Source organism: Syntrophorhabdaceae bacterium (assembly GCA_035541755.1).
Taxonomy (GTDB): Bacteria; Desulfobacterota; Syntrophorhabdia; order Syntrophorhabdales; family Syntrophorhabdaceae; genus PNOF01.
On record DATKMQ010000159.1, the window covers coordinates 1 to 22,081 of the forward strand.

A 22,081-nucleotide genomic window follows, 5' to 3' on the forward strand; every position below is an offset into this window, starting at 1 on the left:
TACCGAGCACCGCAGCGCCAATCCGCTGCCAACTAACACGCAAGGAGGAAATGAATTATGAATAAAGCAAGCGCAAAGAAAACAGTCGCAAAGAAAGCGAGCAAGCCGAGCGGCAGCAAAACCAGCAAAGGCAAAAAGGTCCAGTTCAAACTGCGCGCACCCCGGGCTAAGAACGTGGCGGTGGCCGGGACATTCAACGATTGGGACGTGCTCGCAAGCCCCCTCATCCTGAACGAGGAGGATGGGGACATGTGGGAGGCTGTGATCTATCTCGAACCCGGGGACTATGAATATCGCTTTCTTGTGGATGGTGACTGGTGTGACGATCCGTTATGTATGGAGTATCGGTGTAACGAGTTCGGCACCAACAACAGTCTCATCAGAGTATAAACGGTTGAGAACCAGGAGGGTATCATGCGGAACCAGGGGACGGATATCTTTACCGTAAAAAGTCTGCCGGCGTTCAATTTCGGCTATAGAATGAGATTGAAGGAATATGACCTCAATGGAATCGTCAAAGACCTGGAATTGATTCTTCCCGAGTACGTTTCGGATGACATTGAGACAAAGACGATCCTCTCCGATGAGGAACTTGTCATAATGGCGGATTCAACCAGGATAAAACAGGCCTTTCTCAACATCATCAAAAATGCGGTGGAAGCAATGCCGTCCGGCGGTTCTCTCGTGCTTGCAACCAAGGAGGTCCGCTTTGCCGATATTGCGTCCGGATTTACGGGCACAAGGCTTGCTCGCGGCCCGTGCGCTCTTCTTACCGTTTCCGACACGGGTATGGGCATGGATGAGATAACCAGCGAGAAAATATACGAGCCGTTTTTCACAACAAAGCAAGGCGTTGACAAGGGTCTCGGTTTCCCTATGGCCTTCTCCATCATTCAGAACCATCACGGTAGTGTGAAGGTGGAGAGCGCTTTGGGTATGGGCACCACAGTCAATGTCTATCTTCCTCTGCTCAGGAGAGAATTGCTCCGAATTTCTCCCATACCGCTTCCTTCTTCGTTCGCAAGCGCGGATTACTACGAGAAATATGGCTACCTGAACAGGCCGCCAAAAGCTGAGCTGTTCCTGTGATAAAGGTTAAACGGATATACGAAAGACCAGCGAACGATGATGGCCTGAGGGTCCTTGTAGATCGTCTATGGCCCCGGGGCGTGAGCAAAGATGACGCTAGAATCGGTCTCTGGCTTAAGGACATCGGGCCGAGCGCCGAGCTCAGGCAATGGTTTTCCCACGATCCGGCCAGGTGGAAAGAATTCAAGCGCAGGTATTTTAATGAACTGCAAGGCAGACAGGCCCTCGTCAGTGAGATCATAAAAAAGGAAAGAAGAGGGACGATCACGCTTCTTTATGGGGCCAAAGATGAACAGTTCAACAACGGTCTGGCGCTCAAGGAGTATCTCGAAATCAAGAAAAATGAGACGGGTATAGCCTGATGAACCCAACCAGGTATTTAAAGAATGAGCACAACACGATCAAGAGGATTCTGAGCATGTTGCTCAGGATTTGCAATAGACTGGAGCCGGAAAAACATATCGACGAAGAGCATCTCAGGCGGATAGTCGATTTCATCGGCGCATTTGCCGATGCATACCAGCACGAAAACGAAGAAGACCTGCTGTTTCCCCTTTTGGAGGAAAGTGGTTTTCGGAGAAACTGGGGCGCTCTGGCAGAAATAGCGAGCGAACATGAAGAGGTGCGCAGATCGTTGGGGCATCTGTGCAAGGCCGTGTGTGATTACCGGAAAGGCGAGAAGAACGCCCCGGAGAGGATCCTAACCCGGGCGAGAGAGTATATCCCTTTCCTCATGGCCCATATACAAAAGGAGGATATGGGGCTCATTCATGCAGCAGACGGTCTCCCCGATGAAATACAGAATAAGCTCATGAAGAATTTTGAGCGCGACCGTGGCCCGGACAACGGTTTCAAGAGGCAGAAAAACCTGAAAAGGCTCTTATATCGATGTGAGCGGATATATGCCGGATGAAATGAAACGAGTCAGAGTGAGTAATAAAACTCACGCACGCGGGCTGGCGGCTGTGCGATAACAGATAGAGGAGGCTCAATGTTTACGCCGAAACGGATTCTTGTACCGACAGATTTTTCCGCATATTCAGACAAGGCCCTCGAACAGGCAATAGACTTAAGCAAGCAGTACAAATCAACGATCTACCTTATTCATGTCGTCGACATTATCCGGCAATGCTCCATGGACTATTGCATGGATCCCCGCACGCTTGAGATACTTGAAAAGGACAGCATGGCCATGGCGGAGAGAATGCTTAAGGAGCAGGTTGACAGAATCCCTGAATCGAAATCTGTCGATATCAAACGGGACATACGCAAGGGCGGACCGCCTTCGGAAGAGATATTGAGAATACAGGCAGCAAATCAGATCGATCTTATTGTCATAGCCTCTCACGGCAAGACGGGACTTCTCCACCACCTCATAGGCAGTGTAGCCGAGAAGGTCACGAGAGGGGCAAAATGTCCCGTACTCCTTGTGAGGGCGTGAGGCCGGCAATTGGTCGGGATAAATAAGAGTGTCTCCGGAGAGCAAAGAAGCTCCGACATATATCAAAGGTCAAGGAGGTGTCTTATGGCAAGGAAACAGTCTACGGAGGTTGCAAAACGGGAGAGTGGAAGGTCGTTGTCTGCCCCCTGGGACCTCGACAGATGGTTTGACGACTTTTTCTGGAAACCTTTTCCTATAGTCGGTTTTCCGAGACCAAGGGCGCTCATGGAGGAGATTTCTCCATCGGTAGATATGTACGAAGAGGGTGGTGAAATCGTGCTCAAGGCTGAGTTACCGGGTATGAAAAAAGAAGATATCGACGTGAAGCCTATGGACTCTATGATCACCATATCCGGCGAGAAAGAGAAGAAAGAGGAAGTCAAGAAGAAAGACTACTACAAATGGGAATGTTCTTACGGCTCTTTCAAAAGGAGTTTCGGCCTGCCGGCTCAGGTGCAGTCCGATAAGATAAAGACCAAGTACCGGGACGGCATTCTCGAAATAAGGATGCCCAAGACCGAAGAGGCCAAGAAGAAAGAGGTGAAAGTAAAAGTGCAGTAGCGGGACGGGTTTTTGTTTGGGCCTATTCGAAAGGCGCTTTATGCTTTTGAGACGGCGATAAAAATACGTAAGGGATTACCCGTGAGGATTATATTATGAGAGTGACTATCGATAAAAGTCTCTGTGCAGGATGCGGCACCTGCGTGGTCATATGTCCTCAAGTTTTCGAGATGCAGGATGACCTGGCAGTAAATATCATTGGCGAGGATCAAGATATACCGGGGGATTACGAGACGATGTGCGAGGATGCATCCGACTCGTGCCCCGTGGAGGCCATTGTTATCGAGCGATAGAATGATCGGTCTTCCGGTACCTAAGGACGGTGCGGTTCTTGACCGACTGTCGCTCGCCCTCAAGGCCGATGAATGACAGAAGCCCCTTTTTGGGGACCAACGCATGCCCTCAAACATGGCCTTGTCTGTCTGCCCGTACCTAGGACGGGACACACGAGGACAAGGCCATCCCTCTTACCTCGTTCAGCCTCGGTTTCATTGAGAGGCATGGCCGAGGCGGCGCTCACGGACGAGAACTCGAATAAAGAGTGGCGTGGGCTGGCGGGTGATATGGTCTCTGAGTGCGACCATCTTCTTGACATGATCAATACCATGCTTGACATTTCGGAGGCCGAGGCAGGCGTTATGAGCGTCAATGTTGAAGAGATGGACATGGTCTCACTCATACATGATGCGGCCGAGCTTTTTCGGCCTCTGGCAGAGGATAAGGGTATTGCCGTAACAGTAGAGGTGCCCGCCTCCCTGCCTCTTACGAGTGACCGGCGCAAGCTCCAGCGCGTTCTCGGCAACATTCTGGACAACGCGATAAAATTCAGTAGACCTTCTGGCATGATTTCTTTGAAGGCATACGCTGAGGATGATAGGATCGTTGTGCACGTTAGCGATAACGGTGTCGGCATCCTTAAGCAAGACCTGCCGCACATCTTCGATCGTTTCTTTCGGGGAGAGAAGAGCCGATCGGAGCCGGGCAGCGGTCTTGGCCTGAGTCTGGCAAAGGCCCTGGCCGCGTCCCTTAAGGCTTCGATAACGGTAGAGAGCGCGTCTCGCCAGGGCAGTGTCTTTACGGTTGTTTTACCCCGCCATTTCTATTCTTCCCTACCTTCTGAAACGGGTCTCCCAGGATAAAGGGTTTTTCGGTGGCCTGATTCGACAGAAGCACGAGCGTCCGGTCCGTGCCCATCTCCTGTTTTACCAGCACATGGAGCCTGCCGTTGGACAATAATGTCTTTTCCAGGTCCTCTCTCTTGTCCCTGATCATGATGTAGAAGGGCTCTTTTTGGTCGAGAAGGTCGTTGCTCAAGTTCTCTATTTCGGTGACATAACGTCCGGTATAGAACGGCACCGCGCCTCTTAAGGTTTCATCGGGCTGATAGCCGTAGAGAGGTTCGCCCGCGGGCACCATGGCAGCTACATGCCGTGAGAAGGGGACGAAGCTCTTGTGCTTATCGAGAATGGGCACGATGGCGGTCAATGCAAAGAGGAGCAACAAGACGATGGAAACGGTGATCGAAACCCAGTATGTTTTGAAACTCTTACGAGAAAGGTATGTGATCGACGCCACCGAGGCGGCCGTAACGAGGATGGCGAAGGCAAGTACCGCGATGAAAAAGCCGGCAGAGACGCCCGAGAGAAACATCTTCTTCAAAAAGAAATAGGCAGGGGTCATGGCGAGACCGATCACGAGGAGAAACACGCTAAAGACCCAGTGGAAAAGAGTGCCGAGTTTCTTTTGCGTCGAAGATATTATGGTCCAGTCGATATATGATGCGGTGAGAAGGGCCATGGGTGCGAATATTGGCATGAGGTAGAGAGTTCGTTTGGTTGATGCCACGCTTAAGAAAAGAATTCCAGCGAAGAACCAACATTTGGCTAGCAAGCGGCCCGTACCTGAACGGTGATCGGAGGCGCTCTTTAAGAGAACGGATCTGGAAAAGGCATGGCAGAGGACCGGTATGATCAGGATGCTCCAGGGAAGGAAGCCGCTGGGAAATTCCGTAACATAATAGTAGAACGGGTTGTGGTGGCCCGACGCACTTGTGGAAATCTTACCAGCTAAACTTGCCGGAAGGAATCGCTGGAGATGATTATGTACAAAAAAGACGTTGAGATACTCTGAGCCTGCCGCGCGCCAGAGCGCGATGAACCAGGGCAAAGTCATAGCGATAAAGATGAGAAAACCAAGCCAGAGTCGCATTTTCAGGATCTCTCTCAAATTCTTTTCAAGGACGAGAAAGGCGAGGATGCTTAAACCAGGAATTACAATACCGATAAAACCTTTTGTGTAGAAGGCAAGCGTGCACGCTACGTAGAAGAGGGCATATGAGAGAAGCTTCTTTTTCTGGCTTTGGGCGAGGTAGCCAGCGACGAACAACGCCATGGCGCTCATGACGAAGAACGTGAGAGCGCCATCCACGATGACCCAGTGGGCCACCCGGAAGAACTCGCCCGTTGTTGCCAGGATGATGCCTGAGATGAGGGCAACCCTGGGGCCGTAGAGAAAATTTGCCATGAAGAAGAGAACGAGAACCGATCCAAAGGCAAAGAGCGCCGAAGGGATTCTTACGACCTTGTCAGAGATACCGAAGGCGTTAAAGGTGAGCGCAAGCGCGCCGTAATAGAACGGCGGCTCCTCGAGAAAGGGCTTCTGATTGAGCGTAGGTACAGCCCAGCTACCCGTAAGGGCCATTTCCCTACCTATCTCGCCCACCCTCGGCTCGTCGGCCGACCAGAGACCGTGATTTGAGATACCGAGAGAAAAAAGAGGCACCACCGTGATGAAGAGCAGGATCAGGTACCTATAAACCTGTTTCTTGTGATCGATCATAATATGATTTCTCCTTGAACAAATATTCCCTTACGACAATCTATCATATACCAATCCGCTTAACCAGAACATTGCCGGATTATTACCAATCGGTAATCTTGGGCAAGACGCCGGCGCTACCCGCCCGGGATCATGCTCGCTTGGGCCATGTATTGACTGCGACGGCCCGGTGTGGTAATCGTGTATCAATGTGATTACGCGGGTCGCAGGATGTAGATATGAGACCCAGGTTGCGAGGGGCTGTGGGAACTGTGGCATAAAGGTCATCACAGATATGATACGTATCCGGTAATTTGAAGGTACGTCCCTTGCAAAGAATGACGATTTGAGAAGGAGATCGCTTATGGATAAGAGGTTACTTGGCCCGCAAAAGGTGGAGGTATCTGCGATCGGTCTCGGATGCATGGCCATGTCAGGCCTGTACGGCCCCTCAAGCGATGAGGAAAGTATTGCGACGATCCGGGCCGGTTTCGATGCGGGGATCACCTTGTTCGATACAGGCGATTTTTACGGGATGGGACATAATGAAATGTTGATCCGTGAAGCCCTGAAGAATATGGGGCGGGACCGCGTTCTCATAAGCGTGAAGTTCGGCGCGCTCAGGGATCCCGCGGGCAACTGGAACGGAAACGACTGCAGGCCGCAAGCCATGAAGAACTTTCTGGCATACTCGCTCAAGAGACTCGGCGTAGACTATGTTGATATTTACCGTCCCGCCAGGCTTGACCGGGCCGTGCCCGTAGAGGAGACCATCGGCGCAATCGGGGAAATGGTGAAGGCCGGGTATGTCCGGTATATCGGCCTCTCGGAAGTCGGCGTCGGGACAATCCACCGCGCCGCAGCCGCGCATCCTATCTGCGATCTTCAGATAGAATACTCACTTTTCTCACGAGGCATCGAATCGCGAATTTTGCCTGCCTGTCGGGAGCTGGGCATAGGAATAACCGCATACGGGGTGCTGTCGCGCGGCCTTATCAGTAACCGCTCGCACAGACAGAGGGCTGCTTCCTCCGACCTGAGGGCGAGATACCCGCGGTTCACCTCCCCCAATCTGGAGAAGAACCTCGCCCTTGTTGAGGCGCTTGGTGCTGTGGCACATGAGAAGGGTGTGAGCGTCTCACAGCTTGCCATTGCCTGGGTGGCCACGCAAGGCAAGGATATCGTTCCCCTGATAGGGGCGCGTAAACGGGAAGATCTCTCGGACGCACTTAACGCCTGCGACATGGCGCTGACTCATGAGGATCTTGTGAGAATTGAGGCAGCGGTACCGCTCGGGGCCTCAGCAGGGGAACGATATGCCCCTCCCATGCTCAAGGAACTCGATAGCGAACGGGATGGATAGAAGTGAGGATAGTAAAGACCCGACCCATGCCGCTGACACAAGGTGTGTGGTTAGATTCAATTTGAATCCTCGTGGTCGAGTACCTCTCGAATCTTCTGCAAGAGGGTCTGGGGTAAGATAGGCTTTTTGAGGAAATTGAGTTTTCCATCCTCAATCCCCTTATCCAGAAACACGTCTCTCGTGTGGCCGCTCGTGAAGACCACCTTAATATCCGGCTTGATTTTACGTATCTCCTGATACGCTTCCCATCCGTTCTTTCTTGGCATAACAGAATCCAGGAGGAGAAGATCAACGCTCACGGCGTTCTTGAACTGTTCAACTGCGTCCGCTCCGTCAACGGCTTCAATGGTCTTATATCCGTATTCCATGAGTATCTTGCCAATGAGCGTGCGGAGTGGTTCATTATCTTCTGCGATCAGGATGGTTTCGTTGCCTCCTTTGATCGGGGCGGGGGCGGAAGCGTCATCCTCACCCGCTTTAGCCACGGCAGGCAGATAAATATGGAAGGTCGTTCCCTTGTTTGGCTCGCTGTACACGTTAATATAACCGTTGTGTTGCTTCACGATCCCGTAAACCGTCGAAAGCCCGAGTCCGGTTCCTTTTCCCACCTCCTTGGTGGTAAAAAAGGGATCAAATATATGTTCCTTTGTAGCCTCGTCCATACCCACGCCTGTGTCCGAAACGGCGAGAAGGGCATAGCGGCCCGGTTCGCCGAATCCGTAAAATCGCCGAAAGTCGTTGTCTAACTCCACCGATTTTGTCTCTATGGTCAAGGCTCCGCCCTGCGGCATGGCGTCTCTCGCATTGGTGGCGAGATTAAAGAGTATCTGGTCGATCTGTGTCGCGTCAGCCATGATCGTAATGTCCTCTTCCGATAGCATCGTCCTAACGCGTATATCTTCTGTGAGCAAGCGTTTGAGAAGCTTCTCCGTGCCTCGGATCATACGGTGCAGGCTCACCGGTTCGAGCCTGATTGCCTGTTGTCTGCTGAACGCCAAAAGACTTTGAATCAGATCCGTGGCCTTATGCGAAGCGGAGAGAATCTGATCCACGTACGCTTGCAGGGTTGGGTTATTCAACTTCATTTTGAGCAGTGCTGCATATCCCAAAAGCGAGGTGAGGATATTGTTAAAATCGTGGGCAACGCCTCCGGCCAGTGTACCGATGGCCTCCAGTTTGCTCGCCTGGTGGAGTTGGGATTCGAGACGTCTCTTCTCTTCTTCGGCTTGCTTCCGCTGGCTGATGTCCTCTATCGTGGTAAGAAAATGCGAAAATTGACCGTCCCGGTCACGGATTATGTTCACGGTAATCGATCCCCAAAGAATGGTCTTATTCTTGCGGATATATCGTTTCTCGGTCCGGTACAGAGGTATCTTTCCACTGGTCAGGTCCCCTACGTTACGCACATCGCTATCGAGGTGCTCGGGATGCGTTATGTCCTTGAATGTGAGTGCAGCCAGTTCCTGTTCCGTATACCCGAGCATTCTGCAGAAGGCAGCATTGGTTCTGATAAAGTGGAAACCAGAGTCGACCATCACCATACCCAAAGGGCTTTCTTCGAACATTCTTCTGAATTTTTCTTCGCCTTCCTGCAATGCTTCTTCCATTTTCTTTCGGTCCGTAATGTCCTGATTTGCTCCGTATCTTTTGACGATGCGGCCGGAGTCATCCTTAATCACGCTTGCTCGCCCCACTATATGACGCACCTCACCGTCGCGACGAATGACGCGGTGTTCAATCTGCCCAACGGAATTGAGTTCCGATCGTGATGTATTCTGTTTCACAAATTGATAGAATAGGGGTAAGTCATCGGGGTATATAAACCGTTTTGCGTACTCTTCTCTTGTCATTCTATACCCACCCTCCCGCTCGGCCGTTGTGCCATACAGGGCATAGAAGGGATCATTGAATATATATGTCTGTGCCTCCGGATCGAACTCCCAGTAGACGATATGGGCGAGGTCCATTGCTTCGGTTAAGTGAAGCTGACTTGCTCTTAAGGCTTCTTCAGCTTCTTTGAGCTCCGTGATGTCGTGGAGGTTGAAAACCATTGAAGCCACGTTCGGGTCCTGGAGTAGGTTTCTCACCGTAAACTCAAACCATCGCCAGCTGCCATCTTTGTGGCGGCCCCTTGCTACGAAATGCACAGGTTCACCCGGGTGCGCCAGGGCCCAGGGGCGTGTGGCATCCACCGCTGCGGCTGAATCGGGGTGCACGAAGCCGGCCCGGCTTTCGGCGAGAAACTCATCAACGGTATATCCGAGAACCTTGGTGACGTTCGGGGACACGTATACGCGCTTGCGGTTGGCGTCTCTCAGCATGATGATTTCCGATGATGTTTCTACCAAGGTGCGATAGAGCAGTTCGCTCTTCTTTAAGTCTCTCTCGATTTGTTTGAGCCTCGTTATATCGGTAACGGTGAAGGTGAAGGAATAACTGCCTGTTGTTGAGATATGTACGAAGATATCCCGCAAGGTCCCGTCTTTCCTTACCAGTCTGTGTTCGGCTTCTCCGATGGTATAGAGGGACTCGCCGACCAACCTGAATGATTCATCGCTTTCGTGCAAAATTCTGGTGCTTTTGCCCTTAAGTTCCTTGAGCGTATAGCCGGATAGTTGGCACATGGCCTCGTTTACCCATTGGATGACCCTATCTTTCACCTGGCCGATGCCTATGGGGGAAGCGGCAAGGATTGCCTGGAGAGATCGCTCCGACTCTATGATCTTCTGCTCCGCCCGTTTGCGTTCCGTGATATCCTGGTTTACACCGTATCTTCGCACAATCCGGCCAGAATCATCCGTCACTACCCTTCTGCGCACGAGAACATGGCGTATTTCTCCATCGCGGCGAATGATGCGATGCTCAAAATCGGTCAAGGATTCCTGATCCGTTGCCGCGCCTGTCTGTCCCATGATACCGTTTAAGAGCGGCAAATCGTCAGGATGTATGAACCGTTTCGCGAACTCTTCTGTGGTTAACTCATATCCGCCTTCCATCTCGGCCGTGGTCCTATACAAAGCATAGAAAGGATCGTTCAAAATGAATAGTCCGGCTATGGGATCATGCTCCCAGTAAACGATGTGAGCGAGATCCATCGCCTCCGAGAGCCGGAGCTGACTTATGCGCAAAGCCTCCTCCGATCTCTTGTATTCGGTGATGTCGCTGACATAGATGCGCATGACGCCGAATCGGGCCACAAGATGAATGGTTTCGCCAAAGATCCTGTCCCTGACCGATATCTCCCGAACCAGGGTAAAATCATTTATTCTGTTCCAGTCTCTCAAGATAGCCTGGCAGTCCGGGGGAAGAAACACGTGGGGGTCTCTCTCATTTCCGCCGAGATCTTTCAGTACTCTTTTCGTGGCCGGATTGCAGAATATGATCTCGCCCGACAAGTTTACTTCCAGGATCGGGTTGAGGTTAAGCTCGGGGAACGATGCTAAGTGTTCGGCCTCAGCCTGCGCCAGTTTGCGGTCAGTGATATCATCAAACATGGCATATACCTGAAAGGGCGAGGTCTCTCCTTGATTAAACAGCGGGATCTGGCTCGTCGACAGCCAGGTGAGCGTGTCCTTGACCGGATTAAGGATGCCCAGGACAAAACGCTCAACCGGCTTGCCTGTCCTGAGGACCGTCCTTATCGGATGTTCTTCAGCGGGCAATTCGGAGCCATCCTCTCGGATCAGCTTCCAATTTGCGCGTTCGAATGTTTTTCCGAGCATCTGCTCGAGAGAAAGCCCCAGAATTCGCTGAGCGGCGGGATTCGCCGAAACCATTTCGCCCGTTGCCGAGTAGTAGATAACCCCCTGGGTCATGGTCTCGAACAAACGCTGGTGCTCTTCCTCTGTGCGAAGCGCTTCAGTAAGTCCGCTCGCATCTTTGGCTTGTTCGAGTTCTCGTATCTTTTCCTTTAAAGAAGATATTTCTTGGAGCAAAGCCTGCTTTGCTTTGGATAGGTCCTTCATTCTCCCTCCACGAGCGTATTACTAACCCACAGCACACAACGCCGTTGAGATCATACAAATCATCTCGGGACGTTACCCGCGGTATCCTTGCGTATCTTCCTGTTGTAGGCGCACTCGTGGAATACGCGTATCGTTAATATATCATATTTTTGTCTTTGTGCAAAAAGGGGGGTGCGCCAGGCGCTATCTGAGGTTGTAGTCCGAAACGGGTCGGCCAACGGTGGCGCACCACGGCGTCAGGCTTCACCTTTGGCGTCCAGCACGTCTCTTACCATCTGGGCGAGTTCCTTTCTCACCAGGGGTTTCATGACAAACCCCTTAACCCCTGCCGTCTTCGCCGTCTCGGAATCAACGCCGTCGCCAAAGCCGGTGCAGAGGATGATGGGAAGATCAGGGCGCACGGTGAGTAGCCGCTCGGCCAGACGCAGCCCCGTCAGCTCAGGCATGGTCTGATCGGTGATGACGAGGTCGAAGCTCAAGGGATCCTGGTAAAAGAGTTTCAAAGCTTCTCTACTGCTCGTCGCTGAGGCGACCCTGTACCCTAATCTCTTCAAGATGTCCTCGCCCAATTCTGCCAGCATCTCCTCATCGTCTACAAAGAGTATCTTTTCATGCCCGGTAGGAAGTGCCGTGGAGGTTGAATCCTCGGATGGTTCCTCCATTTCGGCCTTGAGCAAAACAACCCGGAAGGTAGATCCCGCCCCCGGCGTGCTCTCAACGAAGATGTTCCCGTTTAAGCTTTTGACGATCCCGTAGACCACCGCAAGCCCCATGCCTGTACCCTCGCCCGTCTCCTTGGTGGTGAAGAAAGGCTCGAATATCCTGTGCAGAACACTCGCATCTATGCCCACTCCAGTGTCCTCTACGATAAGCTCCAGGTATGCGCCCGGTTTAGACTCTTGATCGGGCGAGACGTATGCGTCGGATAAGGTTATGGTCATCTTTCCGCCATTTTCCCGCATGGCGTGGGCAGCATTGGTGGCAAGGTTCATGATGATCTGCTGTATCCCGGTAGCATTGGCGAGGACTGTATCGGATGTTGCGGGTGTCTTAAGTTCGATTCCGATGGTTGTAGGTATCGAGGCCCGAAGCAATTTGACGGTCTCCTTAAGAAGGGGAGCAAGCGCTATGGGCTTGACATCGTACTCGGTCTTATGACTGAAGGTGAGCATCTGTTTCACCAGGTCGCGTCCTCTCAAAGCACCCTTGAGCACAAGTTGGAGGTGCCTTATTGCCGGGCTGTCCGGAGGAAGATCATCATCTAAAACCATCTCAGTGAAGCCGATGATGCCGGCAAGGATATTATTGAAGTCGTGGGCGATGCCGCCCGTGAGCGTTCCCAACGCTTCCATCTTCTGGGCCTGACGGAGCTCATCTTCAAGACGCTTACGCTCTGCTATCTCTGCCTTCAAGGTATTGTGGGCGCTTTGAAGTTCGGTGGTTCGCTCGGCGACGCGGAGTTCAAGTTCGTCGCGGGCCCTGCGCAGAGCCTCTTCGGCGCGTTTGCGCTCAAAGGATTCCACTAAGGCGGGTGCAAGCGCTTCCAGGGCTTCTTGTCGTCCCTGGTCGTAGCCGCCTGGCCGGTTGGCCACGGCTACGATCCCGATGGCCTTTCCCTGGCTTACGAGCGGAACACCCAAAAAGGCAGTGAGCGCCGGATGGCCATCGGGAAGGCCGATACTACCCGGGTGGTTCGAGGGGTCGTTTGTGAATAATGACTTGCCCTCCGAGAGCACCCATCCATAAAGACCGTGCACGAGGAAATTGCCCGGAGGCCTGCGGTGTCCTGATTTATCGTACATGGTGCAGGCTTCCCAGCCAGGGTCGCTGATTGTAATGTCGTACAAATGGCCGTCTCGGCCGACCTCGCCGATAAAAGCGAATTTGCTCTCTGTGATTTTTTCGGAAACGTCGAGGCAGATGCGGCCAAGTTCTCGTTCGGTTGCACTCGTCAGCGCCGCCCTTAATATTTTGCTTATACCATCCTGAATCGCCAGATGCCTGAGCACGGCCTCTTCTGAGCGCTTATGCTCAGTTATGTCGTGAGATATGCCGATGATGCCGATGATATTGCCTGAGACGTCCCGATAAGGCGCCTTGTTGGAAAGAAACGTTCGATCACCGTCCGGTGTTGGAACTGTTTCTTCCAGGGTCAAAGACTGGCCTGATTCCATCACATAGACATCATGGGTGCGTAATATCTCACCCACGACCGGGTTACCATAGTACTCACTGTCGGTTTTGCCTGTGATCTCGTCAAGAGGTTTACCGACAACCTTCCCCATGGCCGGATTGCACATAAGGATCCGACTTTGAGCGTCCTTGACGTACGCGGGATCGGAAGTATTCTCCATGATCGCGCGCAAAAGGCTCTGGCTCTCACGCAGGGCAGCCTCTCTTTCCGCAAGAGACGTCGACATGCCATCGAACGTTCGTGCCAGGTCTCGAAGTTCTCTGACCCGCACTACCTGAGAAGCCACGACCGTGTGTTCGCCAGTGGCGAGCTCACGCGATGCTTCCTTGAGACGCATGATAGGACTTACTATTACGCGTTTTCCAAGGAACCAGACTATCAAGAATCCTATTCCGAAAAGGAGCACCACAGCACCCAGATTCTTAGACATCGCCGCATTGGCCTTTGAGGTGACGAAGGCGAGTGGTACGCCGGATCGCACGTAGAGGTACGGCTCGGATGCCTGGGGAAGGGTCAACCTCTTGTAGGCAACAAGCCGCAATCGGCCATCGTTGCCCATGGCTTCGAAGGTCCCTTCCTCGGGGCCCTGCTGAGCCCTGGTAAAAAGCTCGCTATTAGTATCACGTTTTCCGATGAGTCTTTCCGAAAGAGAGTCCCTCAAGTCCCTGATAATCATTGTGCCCTGACGGTCGGTTATGCTGAACGACGTCCCGGCGCCGGGGGCGATGCTCTCGAACGTATGCTGGCTGTATCCGAGGTCAACAGAGACCGCTATCACATCGATGATCTTATTCGAGGCGTTCTTTACCGGATAGCCGAAGCCCATCATGCCTCTGCCCGTAATCCTGCCCGCATTATATTCGCCCGACGCGAACGTCCCGGTTTGGATCGCGTCCTGATAATGTTTTCTATCCGCCATGGACCGTTTTCCGGTAAACGGTAGCGCCGACGCCCAGATCGAACCCGATTTGTCAGCTATGACGATGTTGGCGTACTGTGGATTTTGCCGCACAAGACTGGCGAGGAGCACGTTGGTGGCCGCGATATTTCGGGCGTGTACCTCAGGGACGAGGGAGAGCGCGGTCATTAACTGCTCGGCCCCCGCGACCTCGACTGCTTGCTCGGCGGCGATAGTCCGGACGACCGCCAGACAATCTTTCTTTGCATTCTCTACGGCGTTGCCGCGTTGCTCAATGCCCGACCGGACTATAAGAACGATACAGGGGAACGCCAGAATGGAAAGGAGGATAATAAGATGGGTGCGAATAGGCAACGAGAGAAACTTCCTGATCATGGACGCTCCCCTTTCTATAATTCTCAGCCTGATGGTCTTGCTAAATATAAGTTCTCTGCGGGAAATCTACCATGGGGTGAAGGAAAGCGAGTATGGATTGTTGCCGGAGGACGCCTGGGTAACAATACGTAAGCATGGTTAGGGATTTGGGTATCACCATCGCCGGCTTAGACCTCCTGACGCGTGGGCCGGAACAGAATCTCGTTTATATCCACGTCTTGGGGCTGGCTTATGGCGAAGGCGACTGCACGCGCGAAAGACTCAGCCGGAATAGCTATCTCGTAAATCTTGCGTACGTTCTCCCGTATGTCCGCCTCAGTGACGCTTTCGGGCAGTTCTGTGTCTACCGCACCCGGAGATATAACCGTTGTGCGCAGGTTATAGGGCTTTACCTCCTGACGCAGACCTTCGGAAAGCGCGCGCACCGCATGCTTGGTCGCCGCATATACAGTAGTGCCGGGACGGGGGATCTTGTGGCCGGCTATGGAGGAGACATTGATGATATGTCCGGCCATCTGCTTCTTCATATAGGGAAGCGCTGCGGCAATGCCGTACAGCACGCCCTTGATATTCACGTCAATCATCCGGTCCCAATCGTCGATTTTGAGACGCTCGATGGGCGAATTGGGCATGAGCCCGGCGTTGTTGATCATCACATCGATACGCCGGTATGCGTTCACGGCTGTGTCGACCAATCGTTTGACCTCATCGAAGTGCGTGACATCTGTTGTTACGGCGAGCGCCTTGCCGCCCTTGCGCGCCAGTTCATCTGCGATTGACTTGATACGGTCGGCGCGTCTGGCGCCCAACACAACGGTCGCGCCTTGAGCCGAGAGGTATCTCGCTGCTGCCTCACCCAGTCCGCTGCTCGCGCCGGTAATGACCACGATTTTTCCTTCAATGTTATTGTCCATGATTCTGACTCCTTTCCCGCGAATTACAGGGTAATGTTTTCTGAGCCCGTTCGTCTCTTGCCATAGTATACTCATCCGGCAATGCCCAACAAGCTAAACGCAGCAAGCACGCGGGTGTCACGTGTCGCCCCGGGCCCACGCGACAACGTCGAAGGTATCAGGCACATCGATGAAGAGGTTTGTTACCCGCTCGGAAAGACGAGTGACGTGCCCTGTGCCCCGGGTGTCCTCCAGGAAGACAAGCTCGCCCGTGTTAATCTTCCGTCGGATACCGCCTGAGACCTCAACCTCAAGCTCACCCACGATCGTAATGGCGAACCTGCGACACGGTACCAGATGCCAGTCGTTGGAATACTTTGCCCTGTATTCCTTGAGCGTAAGTTCCGCCCCCGCCGTGACGAAAGATTGCCGGGTTTGACCGGGGGATCTCCCTGCGGTGATCGGCAGCTCTTCCAGGCAAGAATTACCCTCCTCATCGGCATAGATTCTCACTACGTGGGTCTGAGCCTCTTCCATATTATCCCCTTGCCAGCGTTTATGGCTCCACCGACCGGATGTCGTGGATCAATCGGCGAATGAGCCCATGTTCCTTCCGTAACCTGTACCCCTCTTTACCATACGTACTTATTCTCTTGCAATACGGGGAGATTTTCAAGAAGAATAACGCGAATCGCAGCCGTGAAATGAGAGAGAACCTGTCTCTATCCAACCAATTGAGTTTGTCAAGAGACATCTCCATATGATATATTTGTTTAGGATCGAGACATCATAGGGAGCATGGATCGAGTAATAAGGATATGAGGAGGTAATTATGGAAGAATCAATTCTGAGTCAGAAGAAGCTGCTTCTCGTTGACGATGAACCGGATATTCTGGCAGTCCTTGAAAAGGAAATACTCGACGCGTGTCCTGACTGCAAAATCGAGAAGGCGATGAATTTTGCAGATGCAGCGGAGCTTCTCGAGGCGAATGAATACGATCTCGTTGTTCTCGATATTATGGGCGTCCGCGGGTTCGATTTGCTCGAAATCGCCGTTGCGAAAAGATGTAAGGTTGCCATGCTCACGGCCCATGCCCTGAATCCTGAGGCGCTGAAGAAATCCCACGATATGGGTGCGATGGCCTATTTGCCGAAGGATAAACTGGGCGAGATAGTTCCTTTTCTTGAAGATGTTCTCCAGTATGACTACCGATCGGGATGGAAAGGGCTCATGGGGAAACTTGGGGATTACTACACCAGAAAGTTTGGATCTTCTGAGTGGAAAGACCAGTTCCAGTGGTGACAATACTAAATATGTTGTGATCAATACCTGTTTTTTGGCTCAATCCGCTCTGTTTTGCCTCTTGAATCCACCTTGCAAACATTCTTGCTGTACTGCGAAGTGAGGTACGTCTCTTGGAAACAGGGAGCTGCGCAGAAGCGGGGTAGAGCGCGGGTGAGGTGCGGGGCTTAAGTTATTTCGAATCATGCCGATAATAAACGTGGGAGATATTTGTGTCGGCGAGTACAGATCCCCATCTTATAGAAGGCACCTCAATCTCCTACCCGTCCGGAGATTGTAAATGCTGGGTCAAACCAATGGGCTGCTATAGCTGTCCATTCACGGTTAGTCCCTAGCTCACTGCCTGGTTCTACACGCAACACGCTTGGATGGACCTATTATCTGGAATTCGTTTGTGGAGGCGAGCGATGAAAGACTGCGAATATCTGCGGGAGTGTTTTTTCTTTCAGGGCAAAATGAAAAAAATGCCGGACCGTCCGGAACTAATCAAGAAGGACTATTGCCACGGCGACCATTCGGCTTGCGCCCGGTATATGGTTCAGAAACGGTTCGGCGCCAAGGGCGTGCCACCTGATCTCTCACCCCGTGACGTGCGGAAGGCACACACCCTTATAGCAGTCTTCAATCTCCGGCCGCCCGGAGATCGCTGAAATTTCCGTAAAGGTGCGAATGAGATAACAGATGAGATTAATAGGGAGTGATATTCGGTAATCTAAGGTTAACCAGTTTCCTGCCGATATGGACTGGCCTAAAAGTCGCGCAAGAGTCTTTTGAATGGCTGGACATAATAATGAGCGGGGCGGGTTAAAGAGACACTAAGTCCTATCTTACAATCTCCTGCAGTGCCTTTTCCACTCCCATACGCTCCAAAGTATGTCCGAATCTCTCCTTCTTGCGTCCCTCTCTCCTGTAATACCCAATCGCCCTTTCGATCATCTCGTAGAGCTTTTCTTTCTGAGAGATGAGTCCGGGTAATCTCGTTGCGAGTCGCGGTAACTTACCCAGCGTGCCTCCCAGCCAGAGAATATAGCCCCTCTCAAGAACAGACCATGCCCCAGTGGGGCACTGCGATGCGCAGATGCCGCAATTAATGCATCGTTTCGATTCTATGACGTAGCCGTCGCCCACCTTGCCCATGGCGCCGGTAGGACAGACGTTCACACAGACCATACAGTCACCGCAGGTAGCCTCATTCCACACCGGTATGATGCCACCCATAACGCCGATGTCGTTCTCGTTTGCCTTGGCGCAATTGTGAGGGCAGCCGGTGACGGCTAATTTGAACTTGTACGGTGTGTCTTGCCGGAAATACGTACTGTCAAGGTACTGAGCAACCTCCTTCGTTTCTATGATACCGAATTTACAGGTCGCTTCTCCGGGACAAGCTGTCACGATCCGGATACGGGGACCGCACGCGCCCATAGTGATACCGGACGATTCGAGTTCTTTGCGGGCTTTCTCCAGGTTGGTGTGATGGACGAAGTGAATCTCGATGCCCTGCCTCGTCGACAGATGGATGCGACCTTTGCCATAGGTTTCCGCCACCTCAATCACTTTCCTCATCTGGTCAGCCGTAAAATCGCCTCCCACCGCATGAAGCCTCAAGGCAAAGTATTCTTTCTGTTTCTGCTGAATCATCCCGACTTTTTTTAACTCTGCAAGGTCAAATTCTGGTTCACTCATGAGTGCTCTCCTTTGGTTTCAATGAGGAGTGGTTCTTTCTCGACTTTGCCTTTCCCGATCTAAAAGGCTTTTGCAATTTGTTCTGCTCGCGCAGGGGAGATAATCATATGGTGATCCGAGGATAGAACACAAATTTTATGTTCTCCGCAGAAGGCTCAGCCCGATTCCGCCGGATGGCTGTGATGTGCGCCGATTGTGCTGAAGCCTCATCTCCCACGCTTTCTTGACTCATCCGCACCTATTATACCACGGAAAATGGTCTGCAAGGTTTTCCACTAAAAAGGCACCTGTGCGCGTATCTGCGTGTAAGTTCCTTCTAATCTTGCCTAAAAGAATGAACAAATAAAGGCAGGGATCGAAAGCGATCCCTGCCTGCAACGTTATCTTTACGGGAGATCTATTTCTTGAATAGCCCCCCTGGCCGGAGACGGTTAAAACATCTTGTCTTCGAAGTGATCGCCGCGTTCCCATTTCTCGTGTTCAGGGTACCCCTGCATAACGGCGAATTCCCCACCCACCTGGTTAGTTACGGCCCAGGCCGTCTTGGTCTTGGGATCGACGCCATAGGTACCGACTGAGTAGTGCGACTCGTACGGACCAACCACGAAGTTATTGCCTGCTTTTACCCAGTGGCCGTGACCATCCCTGGTGGCGAGAAACACATGTTTTACGCCTTCTCGCACCATTCTCGGCTCGAAGGAGACGGACACCGCATACGTATCGGTGGTGGTGGCGCCGAGTTCACCGAGCCCCCACAGAAAGAATATGTCACTGATAGTATCTTCGTTTCTCGGGGCCCATCCGGTATCGACTGCTTTGGTCAGTTCTCGACCCACGCCGCCTGTGGTATTGAGGCTGCCGTCTCTTGCCGTGCTGTTGTTGGTGCCATTGAGGATCTGTGCCTTAGTGCCTACATAGCCACCCTCTCCGTTTAAGAGAGCCTTCAACGTGTCATCGGTCAGGACGTAGCTCCCGCCCTGAGCCACAAGGATCTCTTTGCCGTTCTGGCTGTAACCCCACGTTTCTTTCTTCACGAAGTTGAAGACGGGCGTGACGTTAAGCGGATAATTGACCAGATCGTTCGTACCATCAGGATAATTCGCATCTGAGAGCCAGTTGCCATGGCTGTCGGAATAGTAGTCGACCGTCACACGAGGGCCGTCGACCGTGTAGATGTAGTAGCCGACCGTATACTTCTCCTGGGAAAGGGAGGTCTCACGGGACTTCTGGCCGAACCAGCTGGGATTGTCCAATGTCTTGGGTGTGTAGAACTTGCTGCTGTTTGAGGCGCAGATCTGCTCGTGGACGCTGTGAGTGCTGTCTGGGCTCACGACGAGCGAGCGCTGATGGATGTGGTCATGACCCGAAATGTAGTATGCTACGCCGTTATTTTGCAAGCTGGCATAGAACGCATTCTGCATGGATGGATTGGCGTTGGTGTAACCCTGAAACATGCAATCCTGATGGTTCTCCGCGATGAGCGGCTGGTGAGAGAAAACGAATACATGCTCGGCGCCCCGGGTCATCTTGTTGATGCGGTCGTTAATCCACCCCTGCTGTTGCGCGATGGACCACCCGAAATCATAGCCGGCGGCATTGACATCCACGCTCGGGGTTACCCAGGGGTCGATAATGACAAAGCGGGCGTTGTTTCCTCTACGGCCGTAGTCAAAGCTGTAGCTCAAGCCGAGAAGGTCGGTGGAATTGGGGTTGGGAAGGGTAGGGCTGGTGCAGTCATGCGCGCCAAAAACGTGAGGGCCCACGCACTGCGTCTGCGGGTAACTTGTTTTAAAAATGGGCATGGCATAACTGTTTCCGGAGCCGTAGGTCTCGTGGTTTCCACGCATCGGGAAGAAGCCTATGCCTGCGTTATACAGGGCCTGTGCCGCGTTCGCACGGGTCGTTTCGGAAATGTCGTTTCCATCATCTGTGAGGTCGCCTACCTCGATTACGAACTTCACGCCTGCATTGATGAACTGCTGCTCAACCTGGTCAATAATAGAAACGGGCACGGTGTAGGGATTTGTACCGGCGGGATCGGCAGTTGTCCACTGTGTATCCCCCATAACGCCAAACTTCCATGGTTTCGCTGACGCGCCTGTTACCCAGCCGGTCACCACAATGGCCAGTGCAAGCGCCCAAACGCTCTGCCTATGCACACAAAATAGTTTCTTCATAACTATATCCTCCTGAATTTGGTGTTTATCGGATTTGTCTCCAAGTTTGCGCCCTTGTTCTATCCTGATATTCGCTCCTGCCTCGCTCTTCACCTCCTTGCGCGCCTTTCGAGATCGTGTTCTCGGGATTCTCCGCAAAGCAATGGCCACCTCAAGGACCGCCGCCCACCCGGCTTTATTCCCCGATGCCTCGTGTACGAACAGGGCGTCCTCGCTTCCTCTTCACTGTCTGGGAATCCAACCTGTCCATGGGATAACCTTACGCGTCTATTGTTAATCGGATGGATAGAAGACGTTAATTCTCTGTTAAAAAAGATGCGCTATCGTTTAACCCTCTTTCTCATTCAAGGGTAGTATGTATGATCTGTCCTCGAGAAAGCGACTTTGCATGAGAAGCCTGAAAATGGTTACAGCCCTGAGAGACTCCTGGATTGTTGACAGCCTCTTGAGGAATGTATATAAATACACATGGTTTATTCTTCCAGTGAATCGGGCCGCAAAATATGCCGGGGTTTAGCGCTTTGCCTCGGTGTCCTCGTTATCACCGGTCTTCTTCTTGGGGCGTTCCACCACCACGACAATAACCAATGACCTGCCCCCATTCATTGTACCACCTTCAGAGTGAGTCTTTCCATAAAATATCCGTCATGAGCCATCACTGCTTCAGGCGCTGGGGGCTTGTACCCCAGGGAACTGTGCGGCCTGATGGTGTTATATTCTCTTTTCCATCCTTCTATGAGTATCTTTGCCTCCATGAGGGTGGTGAAGATCTCCCGGTTTAAGAGTTCATCCCTCAACTTCCCGTTGAACGATTCTATATAACCATTTTCCCAGGGGCTTCCCGGCTCTATGAAGAGGGTACCCACTCCGAGACCATTGAGCCAGTTCCGTACCGCCTTAGCGGTGAACTCAGGCCCGTTGTCCGATCTTATGTAGTTTGGGACACCCCTCATGACGAAGAGATGGAAGAGTGCATTGAGTACATCCTGGGAGTTCAATTGTCTTGCTATGGTGATATGGAGGCACTCCCTGGTGTATTCATCGATGACAGCAAGGATCCTGAATGCCCGTCCGTCTGTTGTTCTCTCTGAGATGAAGTCGTAGCTCCATACATGGTCTTTATGTAAAGGGCGTAATCGTACACAGCTACCGTCGTTCAACCAGAGCCTACCCCTCTTGGGTTGCTTCTTCGGTACTTTCAACCCTTCCTGTCTCCAGATCCTCTCCACCTTCTTATGGTTGACCTTGTATCCTTCGCTTCTCAGCATGGCTGTTATCCGTCTGTATCCGTATCGTCCGTA

The 22,081-nt window shown here is 52.3% G+C and carries 19 protein-coding genes; 11 read left to right on the top strand and 8 right to left on the bottom strand.

From position 1 onward, the window contains the following. Nucleotides 1-57: 57 nt before the first annotated feature. The 8 genes from VMT62_15360 (at nucleotide 58) to VMT62_15395 (ending at nucleotide 4,230) form a co-directional block, all read left to right on the top strand. A complete protein-coding gene (locus tag VMT62_15360; GenBank protein ID HVN97807.1) occupies nucleotides 58-390 on the top strand; it encodes a glycogen-binding domain-containing protein in 333 nt (110 codons plus the stop codon). 24 nt (nucleotides 391-414) lie between these two features. Next, the gene (locus VMT62_15365) at nucleotides 415-1,089 is read left to right on the top strand and encodes an ATP-binding protein (GenBank protein ID HVN97808.1); all 675 of its coding nucleotides are present in this window, start codon (nucleotides 415-417) and stop codon (nucleotides 1,087-1,089) included. Next, nucleotides 1,086-1,451 carry a DUF488 domain-containing protein gene (locus VMT62_15370; protein ID HVN97809.1) on the top strand — a complete coding sequence of 122 codons (366 nt, stop codon included), beginning with the start codon at nucleotides 1,086-1,088 and terminating at the stop codon, nucleotides 1,449-1,451. Before VMT62_15365 ends, VMT62_15370 begins: the two co-directional genes overlap by 4 nt. Next, the gene (locus VMT62_15375) at nucleotides 1,451-2,002 is read left to right on the top strand and encodes a hemerythrin domain-containing protein (GenBank protein HVN97810.1); all 552 of its coding nucleotides are present in this window, start codon (nucleotides 1,451-1,453) and stop codon (nucleotides 2,000-2,002) included. The genes VMT62_15370 and VMT62_15375 overlap by 1 nt, the downstream gene beginning before the upstream one ends. A gap of 78 nt (nucleotides 2,003-2,080) precedes the next feature. Further along, the gene (locus VMT62_15380; protein HVN97811.1) at nucleotides 2,081-2,530 is read left to right on the top strand and encodes a universal stress protein; all 450 of its coding nucleotides are present in this window, start codon (nucleotides 2,081-2,083) and stop codon (nucleotides 2,528-2,530) included. An 84-nt stretch (nucleotides 2,531-2,614) separates the two neighbouring features. Next, the gene (locus tag VMT62_15385) at nucleotides 2,615-3,091 is read left to right on the top strand and encodes an Hsp20/alpha crystallin family protein (GenBank protein HVN97812.1); all 477 of its coding nucleotides are present in this window, start codon (nucleotides 2,615-2,617) and stop codon (nucleotides 3,089-3,091) included. Between the two features lie 95 nt (nucleotides 3,092-3,186). Continuing rightward, nucleotides 3,187-3,384 carry a ferredoxin gene (locus VMT62_15390; GenBank protein HVN97813.1) on the top strand — a complete coding sequence of 66 codons (198 nt, stop codon included), beginning with the start codon at nucleotides 3,187-3,189 and terminating at the stop codon, nucleotides 3,382-3,384. A 207-nt stretch (nucleotides 3,385-3,591) separates the two neighbouring features. Beyond that, a complete protein-coding gene (locus tag VMT62_15395; protein ID HVN97814.1) occupies nucleotides 3,592-4,230 on the top strand; it encodes a HAMP domain-containing sensor histidine kinase in 639 nt (212 codons plus the stop codon). Here the strand turns inward: VMT62_15395 and VMT62_15400 are convergent. Then, nucleotides 4,166-5,929: a glycosyltransferase family 39 protein gene (locus VMT62_15400; protein HVN97815.1), complete on the bottom strand. Its 1,764-nt coding sequence runs from the start codon at nucleotides 5,927-5,929 to the stop codon at nucleotides 4,166-4,168. The genes VMT62_15395 and VMT62_15400 overlap by 65 nt on opposite strands. Nucleotides 5,930-6,272: 343 nt before the next feature. On the opposite strand from VMT62_15400, the gene VMT62_15405 reads away from it, so the two are divergent. Beyond that, a complete protein-coding gene (locus VMT62_15405; protein HVN97816.1) occupies nucleotides 6,273-7,271 on the top strand; it encodes an aldo/keto reductase in 999 nt (332 codons plus the stop codon). A 56-nt stretch (nucleotides 7,272-7,327) separates the two neighbouring features. Here VMT62_15405 and VMT62_15410 read toward each other — a convergent pair whose 3' ends face one another. The 4 genes from VMT62_15410 to VMT62_15425 all read right to left on the bottom strand — a co-directional run bounded on the left by VMT62_15410 (nucleotide 7,328) and on the right by VMT62_15425 (nucleotide 16,154). Then, nucleotides 7,328-11,236 (bottom strand): PAS domain S-box protein, encoded by a 3,909-nt coding sequence (locus VMT62_15410; GenBank protein HVN97817.1) that lies wholly within the window; start codon nucleotides 11,234-11,236, stop codon nucleotides 7,328-7,330. A gap of 236 nt (nucleotides 11,237-11,472) precedes the next feature. After that, nucleotides 11,473-14,724 (bottom strand): ATP-binding protein, encoded by a 3,252-nt coding sequence (locus tag VMT62_15415; GenBank protein ID HVN97818.1) that lies wholly within the window; start codon nucleotides 14,722-14,724, stop codon nucleotides 11,473-11,475. 167 nt (nucleotides 14,725-14,891) lie between these two features. Next, the gene (locus tag VMT62_15420; GenBank protein ID HVN97819.1) at nucleotides 14,892-15,638 is read right to left on the bottom strand and encodes an SDR family oxidoreductase; all 747 of its coding nucleotides are present in this window, start codon (nucleotides 15,636-15,638) and stop codon (nucleotides 14,892-14,894) included. A 117-nt stretch (nucleotides 15,639-15,755) separates the two neighbouring features. After that, entirely contained in the window at nucleotides 15,756-16,154 is a 399-nt protein-coding gene (locus VMT62_15425; GenBank protein HVN97820.1) for a hypothetical protein, read from the bottom strand. 295 nt (nucleotides 16,155-16,449) lie between these two features. Between VMT62_15425 and VMT62_15430 the strand changes: the two genes are divergently transcribed. Continuing rightward, nucleotides 16,450-16,920: a response regulator gene (locus tag VMT62_15430; GenBank protein HVN97821.1), complete on the top strand. Its 471-nt coding sequence runs from the start codon at nucleotides 16,450-16,452 to the stop codon at nucleotides 16,918-16,920. Between the two features lie 407 nt (nucleotides 16,921-17,327). Then, complete coding sequence (locus VMT62_15435) at nucleotides 17,328-17,570, top strand: hypothetical protein (protein HVN97822.1); 243 nt, start codon at nucleotides 17,328-17,330, stop codon at nucleotides 17,568-17,570. A gap of 172 nt (nucleotides 17,571-17,742) precedes the next feature. On the opposite strand, the gene VMT62_15440 is transcribed toward VMT62_15435, so the two are convergent. From VMT62_15440 to VMT62_15450, 3 genes are all read right to left on the bottom strand, one after another. Further along, complete coding sequence (locus VMT62_15440; GenBank protein HVN97823.1) at nucleotides 17,743-18,603, bottom strand: 4Fe-4S binding protein; 861 nt, start codon at nucleotides 18,601-18,603, stop codon at nucleotides 17,743-17,745. 431 nt (nucleotides 18,604-19,034) lie between these two features. Further along, on the bottom strand, nucleotides 19,035-20,780 hold the full coding sequence (locus tag VMT62_15445) for a metallophosphoesterase (protein HVN97824.1): 1,746 nt from the start codon (nucleotides 20,778-20,780) through the stop codon (nucleotides 19,035-19,037). A 602-nt stretch (nucleotides 20,781-21,382) separates the two neighbouring features. Continuing rightward, nucleotides 21,383-22,081: IS3 family transposase (locus VMT62_15450; protein HVN97825.1), on the bottom strand; the 699-nt coding region annotated here is incomplete at its 5' end.